We start from the raw sequence: 15758 nt of genomic DNA on the forward strand, positions 1-15758 counted from the left end.
CTCCCGCCTGCGGGAGAAGGTGCCCCGCAGGGGCGGATGAGGGGGAGCTTTTAAAGCATTGGGTCTGCTTGCCAGGAGCTTCCCCTCACCCCAACCCCTCTCCCGCAGGCGGGAGAGGGGGTTCTATTCCGCTTTGATTCTGCTTTGCGTCATTCATGCGGTCTTCTGGAACAACTCGCGCCCAATCAACATGCGGCGGATTTCCGAAGTACCCGCACCAATCTCATACAACTTGGCATCGCGCCACAAGCGCCCGGCCGGGTACTCGTTGATATAGCCATTGCCGCCGAGGATCTGGATCGCTTCACCCGCTGCCCAGGTCGCCTTCTCGGCCGAATACAGGATGGCGCCGGCCGCGTCCTGGCGGGTGGTACGGCCCTGGTCGCAGGCCTTGGCCACCGCATACACATAGGCACGGCAGGCATTGAGGCCGACATACATGTCGGCCAGCTTGGCCTGGATCAGCTGGAAGCTGCCGATCGCTTCGCCGAACTGCTTGCGCTCATGCACGTAGGGCAGCACCACATCCAGCGCCGCCGACATCAGGCCCAGCGGACCGCCTGACAACACCACGCGTTCGTAGTCCAGACCGGACATCAGCACCTTGACCCCACCACCGACTGCACCCAGCACGTTCTCGACCGGCACTTCGCAGTCCTGGAACACCAGCTCGCAGGTGTTGGACGAGCGCATGCCCAGCTTGTCCAGCTTCTGCGCGGTGGAGAAACCCTTCATGCCCTTCTCGATGATGAAGGCGGTGATGCCGCGCGAACCGGCGTCCGGGTCGGTCTTGGCGTAGACCACCAGCACATCGGCATCGGGACCATTGGTGATCCACATCTTGTTGCCGTTGAGCACGTAGTGGTTGCCACGCAGCTCGGCGCGCAGCTTCATCGATACCACGTCCGAACCGGCACCGGGCTCGCTCATCGCCAAAGCACCGACATGTTCGCCGCTGCACAGCTTGGGCAGGTATTTGTGCTTCTGTGCTTCGCTGGCGTTCTTGCGCAGCTGGTTGAGGCACAGGTTGGAATGCGCGCCATAGGACAGGCCGATGCCGCCGGAAGCGCGCGAGATTTCCTCCATCGCCACCACATGCGCCAGGTAGCCCATACCGCTGCCGCCGTATTCTTCTTCCACGGTCATGCCCAGCAGGCCCTGTTCGCCCAGCTGGCGCCAGAGCTGGTTGGGGAAGTGGTTGCCGGCGTCGGCCTCGGCGGCCAGCGGCGCGATGTGCGCGGCGGCGAACTGCGTCACGCTCTCGCGCAGCATGTCGATGTCGTCGCCCAGATCAAAGTTGAGGGTTGGGATGTGCATGGCTGGCTCCGGTACGGCAGGGCGGTAAGGGCGCACCGGGTTGGGGTGACGGGCAGGCCGTCGGCACGGGCGTTTGCGCGCAGCCTAGCGGCTCCCGTGGAAAAAGTGAATACAAATTCAAAAATTGAACATAGAATCAGCAAATGGCTTACAAGCGTTCGGAATTGATGGAAAAACGGCTGGCGGGCAACCGCGAGCGGATCCTGATGGCGGCCCGTCGGCTGGTCGCCGCCGGCGGCTATCGCAATGCCCCGATCACCGCCGTGGCGGCCGAGGCGGGGGTGTCTACCGGGCTGATCTACCGGCACTTTCCATCCAAGGCCGAGCTGTTCGTGGAGGTGCTGACCTTGGCCGTCGAACATGAGTTGGAGATCCTGGCCGCGATTGCCGCCCAGCCGCTGCCGGCGCCTGAGCGCCTGCAACGGGCAGTGGCCTCGTTCGTGCGCCGCGCCATGGCCGGCCCTGGCCTGGCCTATGCCTTCATCGCCGAGCCGGTGGACCCGGAAGTGGAGGCCGAGCGTATCCGTTGCCGGCGGCTGTTCGGTGATGTGTTCAAGCGCATCCTGGAAGACGGCCTATGCGCGGGCGAACTGCCGGCGCAGGATCTGGATATCAGTGCGGCCTGCATCGTCGGCGCCTTCACCGAGGCGCTGGTGGGGCCTACCGCGCCCAGCCGCGATGGCCTGCGCGACGGCGAACATCTGGTCACCGCGATCAGTGCGTTGTGTCTGCGTGCGGCCGGTGCGCCGGTACCGGCCTGAGTTCCGCGCGCCCGCCCGATGGTGCAATGCCGCACATCAAGGCAGGGCAACAGGCATTGCGGGAGCAGCCCAACGCTGGTCTATACTCGCCGAGCAAAGCGGTCCACCGACTACTCGCCTGGGGTGATGAGACGTGCGGAATTACGACCTTGAGTTCCTGAAACGCTTTTCGATCGTGATCGCCATCCTGGCCGTCATCACGGTTGGCTTGATCATCTTCGCGTCCTACCTGCAGCACGCCATTCCCAAGGAAGTGTCGCCGACGGCGACCAAACGCATCGAGCAGCGCATCGCGCCCATCGGTGCGGTCTATGCCGGTGCCACCGGTGCCTCGGCGCAGGCCGCCGCGGCCGCCGCCGCCGCTGCAGCAGCGGCCGCCAGCGGCGCTTACGGCGGCACCCTGGATGGCAAGACCATCTTCGACAACCTGTGCACTGCCTGCCATACCAGTGGCGTTGGCAACGCGCCGACCCTTGACCACGCGCATTGGGATGGCCGGCTGGCGCAGGGCAAGGACACCCTCTACAAGCACGCCATCGAGGGCTACACCGGCCCGGATGGCGGCATCATGCCGCCCAAGGGTGGCAACGCCGGGCTCAGCGAGGAGCAGATCCACGCAGCGGTGGACTGGATGCTGGACAATCTGAAATAGGAAGCCGCCAGACTCCTGCAACTGGCCGGTAGCCAGATTGCTGCAAAATAACCGGCGCCGCCCGAGCAGGGCGGCGCTTCTGTTTCCGTCTTCCCCGGAGTGCGTCCATGCGCTGTACCCCTTCCCTGCTTGCCCTGGCCCTGGCCGCCGGTTCCGGCGCCGCCTGGGCGGCCCCCTCCAAGCCCGTCGTGTTGCCGGTCGGCAGCGTGCAGGGCACGGCTGATCGCAGTCCTTACGAAGGCAGGACCGTGACCATCGAAGCGGTGGTGACCGCCGACATGCGCGAAGGCCTGGGCGGCATCTATGTGCAGGATGCCGGTGATGGCAACGATGCCACCTCCGACGCCTTGTTCGTGCAATTGCCGACAGACCAGCAGGTGCAGGCCGGGCAATGGCTGCGCATCACCGGCACCGTGCAGGAACTGGCCGCCGGCAAGAGCGGGCAGGGCCTGACCACGCTGCAGGCGCAGACCGTCAGCCCAATTGCCGCCAGGCCCGCGCCTGCGCCCGTGGTAGTCAACGCCGTGCCGGCCAGCTGGGAGGCGCTGGAAGGCATGCAGGTGCGTATCCCGAGCGGGCTGACCCTGGCCGGCCAGGACCAGCTCACGCGCCATGGCGAGCTGACCGCCGCCTTCGGCGGCCGTCTGTGGCAGCCCAGTGAAGTGGCCGCCGCCGGCAGCCCCGAGCAGGCCGCGGTGATCGCCGACAATGATCGCCGTCGCCTGCGCCTGGACGATGCCAGCGGCAAGCGCGAGCCGGGCAGTGTGTCCTATCTGGGCGCCGACCAGCTGCTGCGCAGTGGCGCTGCATTGCGTGACGTGCAGGGCATCGTCGACCAGCGCTATGACGGTGGCTACCGCCTGCAGCTGACCGCGCCGTTGCAGGTGGATGCGCAGCGTCCGCAGCAGCCGCCGGAGGTGGCAGGCGGCCTGCGCATTGCCGCGTTCAACCTGGAGAACTACTTCAATGGCGATGGCAAGGGCGGCGGCTATCCGACCCTGCGCGGCGCCAAGACCGCCGAGCAGCAGGCGGCGCAGCAGGCCAAGCTGGTCACCACCATCGGCAGCCTCGATGCCGATGTGGCGGCACTGATGGAGCTGGAAAACGACGGCTATGGCCCGGGCTCGGCGATCGACCAGCTGGTGCGCGCACTCAACGCCGCGCAGGGCAAGGGTGGCGACTGGCGTTTTGTCGATGCCGGCAAGGGCCCGGGCGACAACCCGATCCGGGTGGGCATCATCTACCGTGCGTCAAAAGTGAGCACGGTTGGCAAGCCGGCGGTGCTGGAACAAGAGCCGTTTGGCGAGCGCAGCCGCGTGCCGCTGGCGCAGGCCTTCCGCATGGGCCGCAAGGGCACGCCGTTCGTGGTGGTGGCCAATCACTTCAAGTCCAAGGGCTGCTCGGAAGCCGGCGGTGCCGATGCTGATCGTGGCGATGGCCAGGGCTGCTGGAACGCCACCCGGGTGGAATCGGCCAGGCTGCTGCACAGCTGGTTGCAGGGTGATCCCACCGGCAGTGGCAGCCGCGACGCGGTGCTGCTGGGCGACTTCAACGCCTATGCGATGGAAGACCCGATCCGCACCCTGAACGCTCATGGCTGGCAGGACGCGTTCAAGGTGGCCGGCGTGCAGCAGCCCTATAGCTACGTCTACAACGGCCTGACAGGCCGCCTCGATCATGCCCTGCTGAGCCCGGGCATGGCGGCGCGGCTGAAGGGCGCGGCCGAATGGCACATCAATGCCGATGAGGGCGATGAGGTGGGCTACCAGGGCCGTAACGTGCCGGGCCCGTGGCGCAGCTCGGACCATGATCCGTTGTTGCTGGGGTTTGAGCCCTGAGGGCCAGGAGTGAGTGAAGAGGAGTGAGGAGTGAGAAAAGCAGCGAGCTGCTCGCTTTCTGCCTGTCTCTCACTTCTCGCTCCCTTCCATCCGTTCATAACCCGAAACTCCCGCGCACCGTCAGCGCAAGCCTGAGCCGGAGCAATGAGGGCAGCAGCTTGTATCTCACTCCTCACTCCTCTTCACTCACTCCTGTCTCTAAAGCGTCCCGCGCGCAATCAAGCCGATCGCCACCACCGCCAGCGCCAGGCCAACACGGTTCCACACGCTGGTCTTCTCGCCGAACACCAATACACCGACCAGCGCGCCCAGGCACACCACGCCGATGTTCATTCCGGCAAAAATCGTCGCCGGGCTGTGCGGCAGTGCCTGGTGTGCGCGCACGTAAAACAGAATGTTGCCGAAGTTGAGCAGCCCCAGCAGCAGGCCAAAGCCCAGATTGCCCAGCGTCAGCCGGCTGCTGCCACTGAAATGCCGCTGCAGCTGCCACACAAGCATCAGCACGAAGGCGATGCCAAAACTCACCAGCAGGGCCGCAGTGGAGGGGGTACCGGCGGCAGCCACCTGCTTGAGCAGGATGTCGATCAAGGCAAAGCCCACCCATACCCCCAGCAGCCAGCCCCAACCTTTGCCCGCAGCGGGCGCATCGTCACCGCTGCGCGCGCTCACACCGACGATGGCCAGCACGCCCAGGCCCAGGCCGGCCAGCTTCCAGCCGTTGGCCTGTTCGCCGAACAGCAGGAACGCCGCGGCCAGCGACAACAGCAAGGACAGCCGCTGGGCGACGTCGCTGCGGACAATGCCAGCCCCTTCCACCGCCCGCGCCAGCACCAGGAAGATGCCGGGCAGGGCGACGGCCAGGCCAAGCAGTGCCAGCCAGGGCGTATGCCCGCTCTGCAGTGACGCCAGCGAGGGCTTGAGCAGCACCAGCGACAGCACGCTGGCGGCCAGGTAGTTCCAGGTCACCGCCTGGGCGATGTCCACGCCACGGCGCGGGGCCAGCTTCAGCAGCACCGATACCAGGACGCTGCAGATCACGCTGAGGATGAGGAAATGCATGGTGGAAAGGACTGTCTGCGGAGGGGGCGGTGAAGCCACGGGACGGGGCCGGTATTATGGACACATGCAAACGCCCCCATTCCCCCACGAATCGGCGACACTGACCCTGGATGGCCCGGTCGGGCCGCTGGAAATCGGTGTCGACCTGCCCGATGGCGACGCTACGGCGCGCCCCATCATCGCGGTCATCTGCCACCCGCTGTCCATCGAGGGTGGCAGCATGCACAACAAGGTGGTGACCATGGCCTCGCGTGCGCTGCGCGACCTGGGCATTACTACGGTGCGCTTCAACTTCCGCAGCGTGGGTGGCTCGGCCGGCACCTACGACAATGGCGAGGGCGAAGCCGATGACCTGCGCGCGGTAGCCAACTGGGTGCGCAGCCAGCGCCCGGACTGCGCATTGTGGCTGGCCGGTTTCAGCTTTGGTGCCTATGTCTCGCTGCGTGCAGCGGCGGCCCTGCAGCCGCAGGCGCTGATCTCGATCGCGCCGCCGGTTGGCCGCCGCACCTGGGATTTCTCCGAAGTGCAGCCGCCAGCCAACTGGCTGGTGGTGCAGGGCGATGCCGATGAAGTGGTGGATGCCCAGGGCGTCTACCAGTGGCTGGAATCACTGCCGAACCCGCCGCAGTTGGTGCGCATGCCCGACACCTCGCATTTTTTCCATCGCAAGCTGATTGATCTGCGCGGCGCCATCCAGCATGAAGTGCGGCGCTGGCTGCCTGACGGCAGCAACTGAGCATGGATGCAATGACCCCCTCACAACGCTACGCCGCCGGTGTGGCCCGCGGCGACTGGCGTGACGATGTTGCCCAGCATGCCGCGCTGGCCGAGCTGGATCGTATCCATGAAGCCATCGTCGACAGCGCGCAGGATGGCTGGCTGGACCGGCTGTCGGCGTTCTGGAAAAAGCCCGAGCCGGTCAAGGGCCTGTATTTCTGGGGCGGCGTGGGCCGTGGCAAGACCTTCCTGGTCGACCTGTTCTACGACGGCCTGCCGATCGAGCAGAAGTACCGCACCCACTTCCACCGCTTCATGCGCGGCATCCACGAGCAGTTGCATGAGCACCAGGGCCAGAGCGACCCGTTGGCGAGGATCGCCCAGCAGTGGCGCGACAATCTGCGCGTGCTGGTGCTGGACGAGTTCTTCGTCACCGACATTGGCGATGCGATGCTGCTGGGGCGCCTGCTGGAGCGTTTGTTCGCGGAGGGTGTGACCCTGGTGACCACATCCAACACCGCAGTGGAGAATCTCTACCTCAATGGCCTGCAGCGCGAGAGCTTCCTGCCGGCGATCGCGCTGCTGCAGAAGCATTGTGTCGAGCTGTATGCCGAGGGCACCGAGGACTACCGCATGCGTGCGCTGACCCGCTCGCCGGTCTACCGCGCGCCGCTCGATGCCGAAAGTGATGCGTGGTTGGCGGGGCGTTGGAAGGAGCTGAGCGGTGCCGAGCAGGCACGTGGCGGCAATATCCAGATCGAAGGCCGCAAGATCCCGGTGCGCGGTCGCGGCAAGAGCATCGCCTGGTTTGATTTCGCCGCCCTGTGCGAAGGCCCGCGCGGCCCGTCGGACTACATCGAGATCGCGCGTGAATTCACCACCGTGCTGCTCGGCGGCATTCCGCATTTCGACCGCATGAACGAAGATGCCGCCCGCCGCTTCGTCAACCTGATCGACGAGCTGTACGACCGCCAGGTCAACCTGGTCTGCACGGCGCAGGACGCCCCGCCGCTGCTGTACAGCGGCACCCGCCTGGCCGGCGCGTTCGAGCGTACCGCCAGCCGCCTGATCGAGATGCAGAGCGCCGAATACCTGGGCACCGCACATCGCCACTGACGCCTCCTGTAGTGCCGAGCCATGCTCGGCAAGGGCATTCCCGGCATATCAATGTAGTGCCGAGCCATGCTCGGCAAAGGGCATTCCCAGCAACACCAATGTAGTGCCGAGCCATGCTCGGCAAGGGGCATTCCCGGCAATACCAATGTAGTGCCGAGCCATGCACGGCAAAGGCATTCCCAGCAACACCAATGCAGTGCCGAGCCATGCTCGGCAAGGGCATTCCCAGCAACACCAATGTAGTGCCGAGCCATGCACGGCAAAGGGCATTCCCAGCAACACCAATGTAGTGCCGAGCCATGCTCGGCAAAGGGCATTCCCAGCAATACCAATGCAGTGCCGAGCCATGCTCGGCAAGGGGCATTCCCCAGCAACACCAATGTAGTGCCGAGCCATGCTCGGCAAGGGGCATTCCCGGCAAAGCCTCTGCCGAGCATGGCTCGGCACTACAGCAGCGTTGTCGGTAAAGCCGAAGATCAAAAGCCAACCCCTCCCCAACCCTCCCCTTGGTCGGAGGCCAAAGGGAGGGGCGTTAACCCCACTCCCCATCCCCATCCGTTCCTATCCCCGTACGCCGCATCACGCGGCCCGCATGGGAGCAGCAAGCATGGCGAGTGCAAAGGGTATGAACAGGCCGGTGGTCCGCAGCATGGCGTTGGCTGCGGCGGTGACACTGCTGATCGGCTTGCCTGCCGCCGCAGCGGTTCGTCACACGCCGTTCCCGGTAGCGGCGGATACGAGTGATCTCAAGGCGCCGGCCTTGCAACGTACGCGCCAGACCCAGCCCAACTTCCAGGCACCCAGTGCCATGGTCTGCAGCGACACACCCATGCTGCGCGAGGTTGCCGATCCCAGCCCCAGGCTACAGCAGCACAGCGGCGAGCTGCGTCTGCGTCGCGGGAGTGGTGCAAGCGCAACGGCGAAGATGATGGCGCCGATGCCGTCGCCTGCGGCGCCGCCGCCAGTGGCGGTCAGTGCTGACGCTGCCGCGGAATCGTCGATGGCGACTGACGCGGTCAGTGGGCATGTACGTCAGCAGCAGGCACCGGTGACCGCAGGTGTGGTCGATGACAATGCCGATTTCAACGGCTTCCGGCAGTTCCTGCAGCGCCATGAAGAGGCCAATAGCCTTGGCCGCGATGTCAGCGTGCGCCAGCGTCTGCAGGTAGTGGATGCACAGGGCCGGCCGGTGCCGGATGCGGAAGTGGCAATGACTGCACGCAATGGCGCACGGATGTGGGCGCGTACCGATGCCGGCGGCCAGGTGTGGCTGCATCCCAATGCGTTTGATGATCGCGACTCGGACAGCTACCAGGTGCAGGTGCGGCGTGCCGGCCAGACGGTGACCTCGGTTCTGCAGCGTGGCCAGAAAAACGTGTTGAGGGTGGCGGTGGCCGACGCACCGCTGCCGACGCGCGCCAGGCTCGACCTGGTGTTCATGGTTGATGCCACCGGTTCGATGGGCGACGAGATCGACAAGCTGCGCGGCTCGCTGCAGGGCATTGTCCGTGACATCGCCCAGCTGCCGTCCAACCCGGACATCTGCCTGGGGCTGGTGACCTACCGCGACCGCGGCGATGAATATTTCGTGCGCGGCTGGGACCTGAGCAACAACGTTGCGGGCTTCCAGAAGGTGCTCGATGGGGTGCGCGCCGATGGCGGCGGTGATTACCCCGAAGCAATGAACGAGGCCTTCGACCATGCGGTGCAGGCGATGAGCTGGCGCGGTGCCTCGACCACGCGCCTGCTGGTATCGCTGGCCGATGCGCCGCCGCATATGGACTACCCGCAGCCGCGTTACGACCAGACCATGCTGGCGACGCTGGGCAAGGGCATCAAGGTGCTGAGCGTGGCGGCCTCTGGCCAGGACACCACCGGTGAGATCGCGCAGCGGCAGATTGCCCAGTACACCGGCGGGCGCTTCATCTTCCTTACTTACAAGGACGCCAGCGACCCATCCAGCGGCCCCGGCAGCGAGACCGTGCACGAGGTGGAGAACTATTCGGTGGACACCCTGGACAAGCTGGTGGTGAAGCTGGTGCGCGAGGAGCTGGCGCAACTGCCGAAGGGCTGATCTGTGCTCCCTCCCTTTGCCGCAGGCAAGGGGAGGGTTGGGGAGGGGTAGCTTTCGATCTTCAGGCATTGCCGGCTTACGCCGCCTGGCCCTGTAATGCCGAGCCATGCTCGGCAGAGGCTTTCGCGGTAATGCCCCCTGCCGAGCATGGCTCGGCACTACACAGAGGGTTTCGCGGTAATGCCCCCTGCCGAGCATGGCTCGGCATTACACAGAGGCTTTCGCGGTAATGCCCCTGCCGAGCATGGCTCGGCACTACACAGAGGCTTTCGCGGTAAAGCCCCCCCTGCCGAGCATGGCTCGGCACTACACAGAGGCTTTTGCGGTAATGCCCCTGCCGAGCATGGCTCGGTACAAAGGCGCGTCTTCACTTGGCTGGCAGCGGAATGCTGTCGTCCTGGCGGTCATCGCTTGCTGCCATCGTCGTGGTATCGCTGCTCACCCGCATCATCTGCAGTGGCTGGCCCTGGAAACGAAACTCCAGTGCCGATTGCAGGCGGTCCAATGCCTGCACCTGCGTGCATAACGAGCGCGCGTGCTGCTCCAGGGCAACCGCGCGGGCTTCCAGGCGCTTGTCCAGTTCCTCATCGAGTTGGTCAGCGCGTGCATCGAGCTTGTCCCCGCCGCCGGTAAACACGGACCACAGGATGCTGCGGGCGATGGAGCCACTCAGGCTCTGGGCGGCATCCTGCACGCGGGCTTCGAACCCCTCGTTGAACAGGTCCTGCTCCCAGCGGCCGCGGCCTATGGTCTGGTCGACAAAGCGCTCGGCCTCTTTTCGCAGCTTGCGGACCTTGCGCGAGTTGGCGTGGCCGGTAAGGCCTTCGTAGACCGCGTCCAGCGTGTCGAAGCTGATACCTACCGATTCGGTGGCGATGCCAGTCACCGCTGGCATCAGCTGGCGTACCCCGGCCTCCAGCGCACGCAAGCGCTGCGCGTCATCCACGGAAACATCCTGCAGCCTCCCATCCACGCTCAGCTGACCATCATGGAAGACGATTTCCCGCAAGCTGGCGGTGTCGCGGTGCAACCAGATGCCGCCGCCATCAACCAGAACGTCGTAGTCGGTTTCGATGCCGCACTGGTCGGCTGACAAGCGTTGCGGGTTGGTGTTGGCCGCTTGGCCGGCCATCGGCAACAGGGCCAGCAGGGCTGCGGTAAGGGTAGTTGCGCGCATGGGCTGTGCTCGTGTCGTCCTTGAGTCCGGTGCTAGCTTCATGGCTGGGGGTACCGCCTGGCCCAGGCCGGAAGTCACGTACTGCGGAACATCCGGCTTTTCACCCCATCTGAACAACTGTCACTGCCCAAGAAAATTGCGCTGGCCTACTTGACTGCGCAGTCGTTTCGGACAGTTCCGGCCTGCAATATCCGGACAGTTCCGGTCTAGGCCTTGTGCCCCAAGGCTTGGCGGACATTTACTAGATTTGGTGTTGACCCTGTCATGGACCCCCACTATCTTGTGCTCCGTCGGTTCTGGCGGGTTGCTCCCGTCGGATTGAAAGGGAAGCCGGTGACGCCTTCAAGGCCATTCCGGCACTGCCCCGCAGCGGTAATTGGGAACGACCCCGCCACACAGCACTGAGGCAGCCAGCCTTGGGAAGCGGCGGAGTAGGAAGAAGGCCTGTGCCTTCCTGCCCATGAGTCCGAAGACCTGCCGACAGCCACGCGATGCACACCGCGTGGTGCCGGCTGCGGTGTCTTCGAGGGGAAGACGGCTGGTGACGTGGTGCCGTACTGCTGCCGACCCGTGGGTCGCGGGCAGTCGCGGCTGCTGCGACGCCGTCCTTCCATGCTCGCTGCTCCGTACCGGCTCTGCTTCCTGCGCGGGCAGGAGCTGCGTGCATAACGTTTGCAAGGACACCATCGTCGTGACTGCCACTCATACTGACGTCGCTCCGGCTGAAGCCGGTTTTGAACTGACCCCGCCGCCGACCGCCACCGCCATGAGCGTGACCAAGCGCAATGGCAGCACCGAGCCGGTAGACCTCAACAAGATTGTCCGAGCCATCCAGCGTTGCTGCGAAGGCCTGCACGCGGTGGACCCGATGCGGGTGGCCACACGCACCATCTCCGGCCTGTACAACGGCGCCAGCACCCAGGAACTGGACGAGCTGTCGATCCGTACCGCCGCCCTGCTGATCGGCGAAGAGCCCGAGTACGGCCGCCTGGCCGCGCGCCTGCTGGCCAACTTCATCGCCAAGGAAGTCTCCGGCCAGGAAATCCATGCGTTCTCGCAGTCGGTCGGCCGTGGCCACGAAGTGGGCCTGATCAACGACCGCCTGCTGAACTTCGTGCAGGTCAATGCACGCAAGCTCAATGATGCGATCGACCCAGGCTACGACCTGAACTTCGATTACTTCGGCCTGCGCACCATGTATGACCGCTACCTGCTGCGGCATCCGCATACGCGCAAGGTCATCGAGACCCCGCAGCAGTTCTTCCTGCGCATTGCCAGCGCGCTGAGCGAGGACGTGCCTGAGGCATTGGCGCTGTACCAGCGCCTGGGCAGCCTGGACTACCTGCCGTCCAGCCCGACCCTGTTCAACGCCGGCACCAGCCACGAGCAGCTGTCCTCGTGCTTCCTGCTGGACTCGCCGCAGGATTCGCTGGAATCCATCTACGACCGCTATGCCGACATCGCCCAGCTGTCCAAGTTCAGCGGCGGCATCGGCGTCAGCTATACCCGCGTGCGTTCGCGTGGCTCGCTGATCAAGTCCACCAACGGCCACTCCAACGGCATCGTGCCGTGGCTGAAGACGCTGGATTCGTCGGTGGCAGCGGTCAACCAGGGCGGCAAGCGCAAGGGCGCGGCCTGCGTCTACCTGGAAACCTGGCACGCCGACATCGAGGACTTCCTCGAGCTGCGCGACAACGCCGGTGACGATTCGCGCCGTACCCACAACCTCAACCTGGCCAACTGGGTGCCGGACCTGTTCATGCAGCGCGTGGAGGCCGACCAGGAATGGTCGCTGTTCGACCCGCGCGTGGTGCCCGAGCTCACCGACCTGTACGGCCCGGCGTTCGAGCAGGCCTACGTGCAGGCCGAAACCCAGGGCAAGGCCCGCAAGAGCGTGTCCGCCCGCAAGCTGTACTCGCGGATGATGCGCACCCTGGCCGAGACCGGCAATGGATGGATGACGTTCAAGGACAAGTGCAACCTGGCCAGCAACCAGACCCTGCGCGCCGGCAACGTGATCCACCTGTCCAACCTGTGCACCGAGATCCTGGAGATCACCTCCAACGACGAGACCGCGGTCTGCAACCTGGGTTCGATCAACCTGGGCAACCACATCGACGAACACGGCGACTTCGATTTCGAGAAGCTGGCCGAGACCGTGCGCCTGGCCGTGCGCCAGCTCGACCGCGTGATCGACCTGAACTTCTACCCGATTGAAACCGCCCGCCGCGGCAACCTGCGCTGGCGCCCGGTTGGCCTGGGCTGCATGGGCCTGCAGGACGTGTTCTTCCGCAAGCGCCTGGCGTTTGATTCGGAACCGGCCCGCGCGCTGTCGGCCAAGATCGCCGAGACCATCTACTTCCACGCCCTGGAAGTGTCCTGCGAGCTGGCCCAGGAACGTGGCAAGCACCCCTCGTTCAACGACACCCGCGCTGCCCACGGCGAGCTGCAGTTCGACGCCTGGAACGTGGTGCCGGAAGACACCGCGCGCTGGGACGCCCTGCGTGAGCGCATCAAGCAGCACGGCCTGCGCAACTCGCTGATCATCGCGATCGCACCGACCGCCACCATCGCTTCCATCGCCGGTTGCTACGAGTGCGTCGAGCCGCAGGTGTCCAACCTGTTCAAGCGCGAGACGCTGTCCGGCGACTTCCTGCAGATCAACCGCCACCTGGTGGCCGAGCTGAAGCAGCTGGGCCTGTGGACGGCGGAAATGCGCGATGCGATCAAGCTGGCCGATGGTTCCATCCAGAACCTGCCGCAGATCCCGGAAACCCTGCGGCATATCTACCGCACCGCCTGGGAACTGCCGATGCGCTCGCTGATCGACATGGCCGCCGACCGCGGTGCCTACATCGACCAGTCGGCCTCGCTCAATCTGTTCATGGAAAGCCCGAACATCGGTGCGATGTCGTCCATGTACATGTACGCGTGGAAGAAGGGCATCAAGACCACCTATTACCTGCGTTCGCGTCCGGCCACCAAGATCGCCAAGACCACGGTCAGCAGCTACACCCCGGTGGAAGCCGTGGCCTGCTCGCTGGAAAACCCGGAAGCCTGCGAGGCATGCCAGTAAAGCGGGAGTGAGTCAGGAGGAGTGAGGAGTGAGAGGGAGCAAAGCAAGCGCTGCATTCTCTCGTTATTTTTCTCACTTCTCGCTCCTTCTCCTCCTCCGCAGGGTCGTAAGCATGGGCTGGCTTCATTGATCAGGCTGCGGGGTGCTGCAGTCTGCTCAGCTGGAAACCAGTCGATCTGTTCACATAAGGTCAAAAGAGTTTCGAGTTCAGCCAGTGATCCGTGTGCGATGGCAAGGAAGTGTGCTTTCTCTGCGCTGGATTCACGGGTCCAACCTTCGGCGATATTGGCCGGTACCGAGGTGGCGGCCCGCGTGAGCTGGCTACGCATGCCGTAGACCTCCTCGCGCGGCAGCAGTGGTGCCAGCCGGTATATCGCCAACGTCAGATGCATCGTTTCTTGCCAGATGATGGTTTGCCGGTAATGCATTTCCCCTCCAGAAGATGAATGCCTACTCAATTTCTCCTCTGGACAAAGAAAGCCAATAAGGAAAATCCAAATGTCTTCGTCAGCCGATATCGATCAGGCCGCTACTCTCACTTCTCACTCCTCTTCACTCACTCCTGTGCAAGGGCGGCGCCCGATGCTCCTGGACCCTGGTTTCGAGCTGACCCTGCGTCCGATGCGTTACCCGGACTTCTATGAGATGTACCGCAACGCGATCAAGAACACCTGGACGGTGGAGGAGATCAATTTCCAGATCGACATCACCGACCTGCACCAGAAGATGTCGCCAGCCGATCAGCACCTGATCCACCGCCTTGTTGCATTCTTTGCCACCGGTGACTCGATCGTGTCGAACAACCTGGTGCTGAACCTGTACCAGCATCTCAACGCTCCGGAAGCGCGCATGTACCTGTCGCGCCAGCTGTACGAAGAAGCGCTGCACGTGCAGTTCTACCTGACCCTGCTGGACAACTACCTGCCGGATCCGGAAGAACGCTTCAAGGCGTTTGCCGCGGTTGAGAACATCGACTCGATCAAGAAGAAGGCCGATTTCTGCTTCAAGTGGATCGACTCGCTGCAGGAAACCAAGCGCCTGGAAACCCGCGAGGACCGCCGCCAGTTCCTGCTCAACCAGATCTGCTTTGCCGCCTGCATCGAGGGCCTGTTCTTCTTTGCTGCGTTTGCCTACGTGTACTACTTCCGTTCGCGCGGCCTGCTGCCGGGCCTGGCCTCGGGCACCAACTGGGTGTTCCGCGACGAGAGCTGCCACATGGAGTTCGCCTTCGAGTGCGTACGCAAGATCCGCGCCGAAGAACCCGACCTGTTCGACGCGAAGATGGAGCAGGAGGTCTACCAGATGCTGGAAGAGGCCATCGATTGCGAAGTGCAGTTTGCCGAGGACGTGCTGTCCGGTGGCGTGGCTGGCATTTCCACCCGCGACATGCGCCAGTACCTGCAGCATTGCGCCGACAACCACTTCCTGAAACTGGGCATGGCCAAGAAGTACAACGTGCGCAACCCGCTGCCGTTCATGGAATTGCAGGACGTGCAGGAACTGACCAACTTCTTCGAGCGCCGCGCCTCGGCCTACCAGGTCGGCGTGCAGGGTGAAGTGGCGTTCGACATGGCGTTCTGATCGACGCTCTCCCTTGCGCGAAGCGCGCTTGGCTTCCTCCCTTTCACCGCAGGTGAAGGGAACGCGCTTGTCTCCCTCCCCTGCGCGAAGCGCAGGGGAGGGTTGGGGAGGGGTGCTTTGGGCTCTACACGTAGCGCTCGATTGCCGCTTTTTTGCAGGAACCGCACGGAACAGCAACAGCAAAGGCACCCCTCCCCAGCCCTCCCCTCGGCTGCGCCGAAGGGAGGGAGCAGAGCGGCTGCGCTTGCTTTCCTCGCTTGCGCCAAGCGCTGGAAAGGGTGCTTGGCTCCCTCCCTTTCACCGAAGGCGAAGGGGAGGGGTGGGAAGGGATGCTTTGCAGGCTTCTGAGGCTTCATCAGCTTCGCGGCTCACGCCGCTTGTGTCTGCCAG

12 protein-coding genes and 1 riboswitch are annotated in these 15758 nt (G+C 64.4%); of the genes, 8 read left to right on the forward strand and 4 right to left on the reverse strand.

What is annotated here, in order from left to right:
- Positions 1–153: 153 nt before the first annotated feature.
- A complete protein-coding gene (locus tag B2527_RS11315) occupies positions 154–1317 on the reverse strand; it encodes an isovaleryl-CoA dehydrogenase (RefSeq protein WP_293712219.1) in 1164 nt (387 codons plus the stop codon).
- A 143-nt stretch (positions 1318–1460) separates the two neighbouring features.
- Between B2527_RS11315 and B2527_RS11320 the strand changes: the two genes are divergently transcribed.
- From B2527_RS11320 to B2527_RS11330, 3 genes are all read left to right on the forward strand, one after another.
- Positions 1461–2078: a TetR/AcrR family transcriptional regulator gene (locus B2527_RS11320; RefSeq protein WP_293712221.1), complete on the forward strand. Its 618-nt coding sequence runs from the start codon at positions 1461–1463 to the stop codon at positions 2076–2078.
- A gap of 133 nt (positions 2079–2211) precedes the next feature.
- Positions 2212–2730 carry a c-type cytochrome gene (locus B2527_RS11325; RefSeq protein ID WP_293712223.1) on the forward strand — a complete coding sequence of 173 codons (519 nt, stop codon included), beginning with the start codon at positions 2212–2214 and terminating at the stop codon, positions 2728–2730.
- Positions 2731–2837: 107 nt separating this feature from the next.
- Positions 2838–4568, forward strand: coding sequence for an ExeM/NucH family extracellular endonuclease (locus B2527_RS11330; RefSeq protein ID WP_293712224.1), 1731 nt, complete (start codon positions 2838–2840; stop codon positions 4566–4568).
- A gap of 198 nt (positions 4569–4766) precedes the next feature.
- Here B2527_RS11330 and B2527_RS11335 read toward each other — a convergent pair whose 3' ends face one another.
- Positions 4767–5627, reverse strand: coding sequence for a DMT family transporter (locus B2527_RS11335; protein WP_293712226.1), 861 nt, complete (start codon positions 5625–5627; stop codon positions 4767–4769).
- A gap of 64 nt (positions 5628–5691) precedes the next feature.
- Between B2527_RS11335 and B2527_RS11340 the strand changes: the two genes are divergently transcribed.
- The 3 genes from B2527_RS11340 to B2527_RS11350 all read left to right on the forward strand — a co-directional run bounded on the left by B2527_RS11340 (position 5692) and on the right by B2527_RS11350 (position 9534).
- Positions 5692–6363, forward strand: a complete 672-nt coding sequence (locus tag B2527_RS11340) for an alpha/beta hydrolase (protein WP_293712229.1) — start codon at positions 5692–5694, stop codon at positions 6361–6363.
- A 2-nt stretch (positions 6364–6365) separates the two neighbouring features.
- Positions 6366–7460 carry a cell division protein ZapE gene (zapE, locus tag B2527_RS11345; protein ID WP_293712232.1) on the forward strand — a complete coding sequence of 365 codons (1095 nt, stop codon included), beginning with the start codon at positions 6366–6368 and terminating at the stop codon, positions 7458–7460.
- A gap of 625 nt (positions 7461–8085) precedes the next feature.
- On the forward strand, positions 8086–9534 hold the full coding sequence (locus tag B2527_RS11350) for a VWA domain-containing protein (RefSeq protein ID WP_293712235.1): 1449 nt from the start codon (positions 8086–8088) through the stop codon (positions 9532–9534).
- Positions 9535–9901: 367 nt separating this feature from the next.
- On the opposite strand, the gene B2527_RS11355 is transcribed toward B2527_RS11350, so the two are convergent.
- Entirely contained in the window at positions 9902–10711 is an 810-nt protein-coding gene (locus B2527_RS11355; RefSeq protein WP_293712238.1) for a DUF2884 family protein, read from the reverse strand.
- A 274-nt stretch (positions 10712–10985) separates the two neighbouring features.
- Positions 10986–11206, forward strand: a riboswitch (cobalamin riboswitch).
- Between the two features lie 271 nt (positions 11207–11477).
- Here B2527_RS11355 and B2527_RS11360 point away from each other — a divergent pair.
- Complete coding sequence (locus tag B2527_RS11360) at positions 11478–13787, forward strand: ribonucleoside-diphosphate reductase subunit alpha (RefSeq protein ID WP_293712247.1); 2310 nt, start codon at positions 11478–11480, stop codon at positions 13785–13787.
- On the opposite strand, the gene B2527_RS11365 is transcribed toward B2527_RS11360, so the two are convergent.
- A complete protein-coding gene (locus B2527_RS11365) occupies positions 13721–14215 on the reverse strand; it encodes a four helix bundle protein (protein WP_293712241.1) in 495 nt (164 codons plus the stop codon). The two genes, B2527_RS11360 and B2527_RS11365, sit on opposite strands and share 67 nt — an antisense overlap.
- A 154-nt stretch (positions 14216–14369) precedes the next feature.
- Here B2527_RS11365 and B2527_RS11370 point away from each other — a divergent pair, with 154 nt between their 5' ends.
- A complete protein-coding gene (locus tag B2527_RS11370) occupies positions 14370–15368 on the forward strand; it encodes a ribonucleotide-diphosphate reductase subunit beta (protein ID WP_293712244.1) in 999 nt (332 codons plus the stop codon).
- Positions 15369–15758: the final 390 nt, after the last annotated feature.

The organism is Stenotrophomonas sp. UBA7606 (genome assembly GCF_002477705.1).
Taxonomy (GTDB): Bacteria; Pseudomonadota; Gammaproteobacteria; order Xanthomonadales; family Xanthomonadaceae; genus Stenotrophomonas.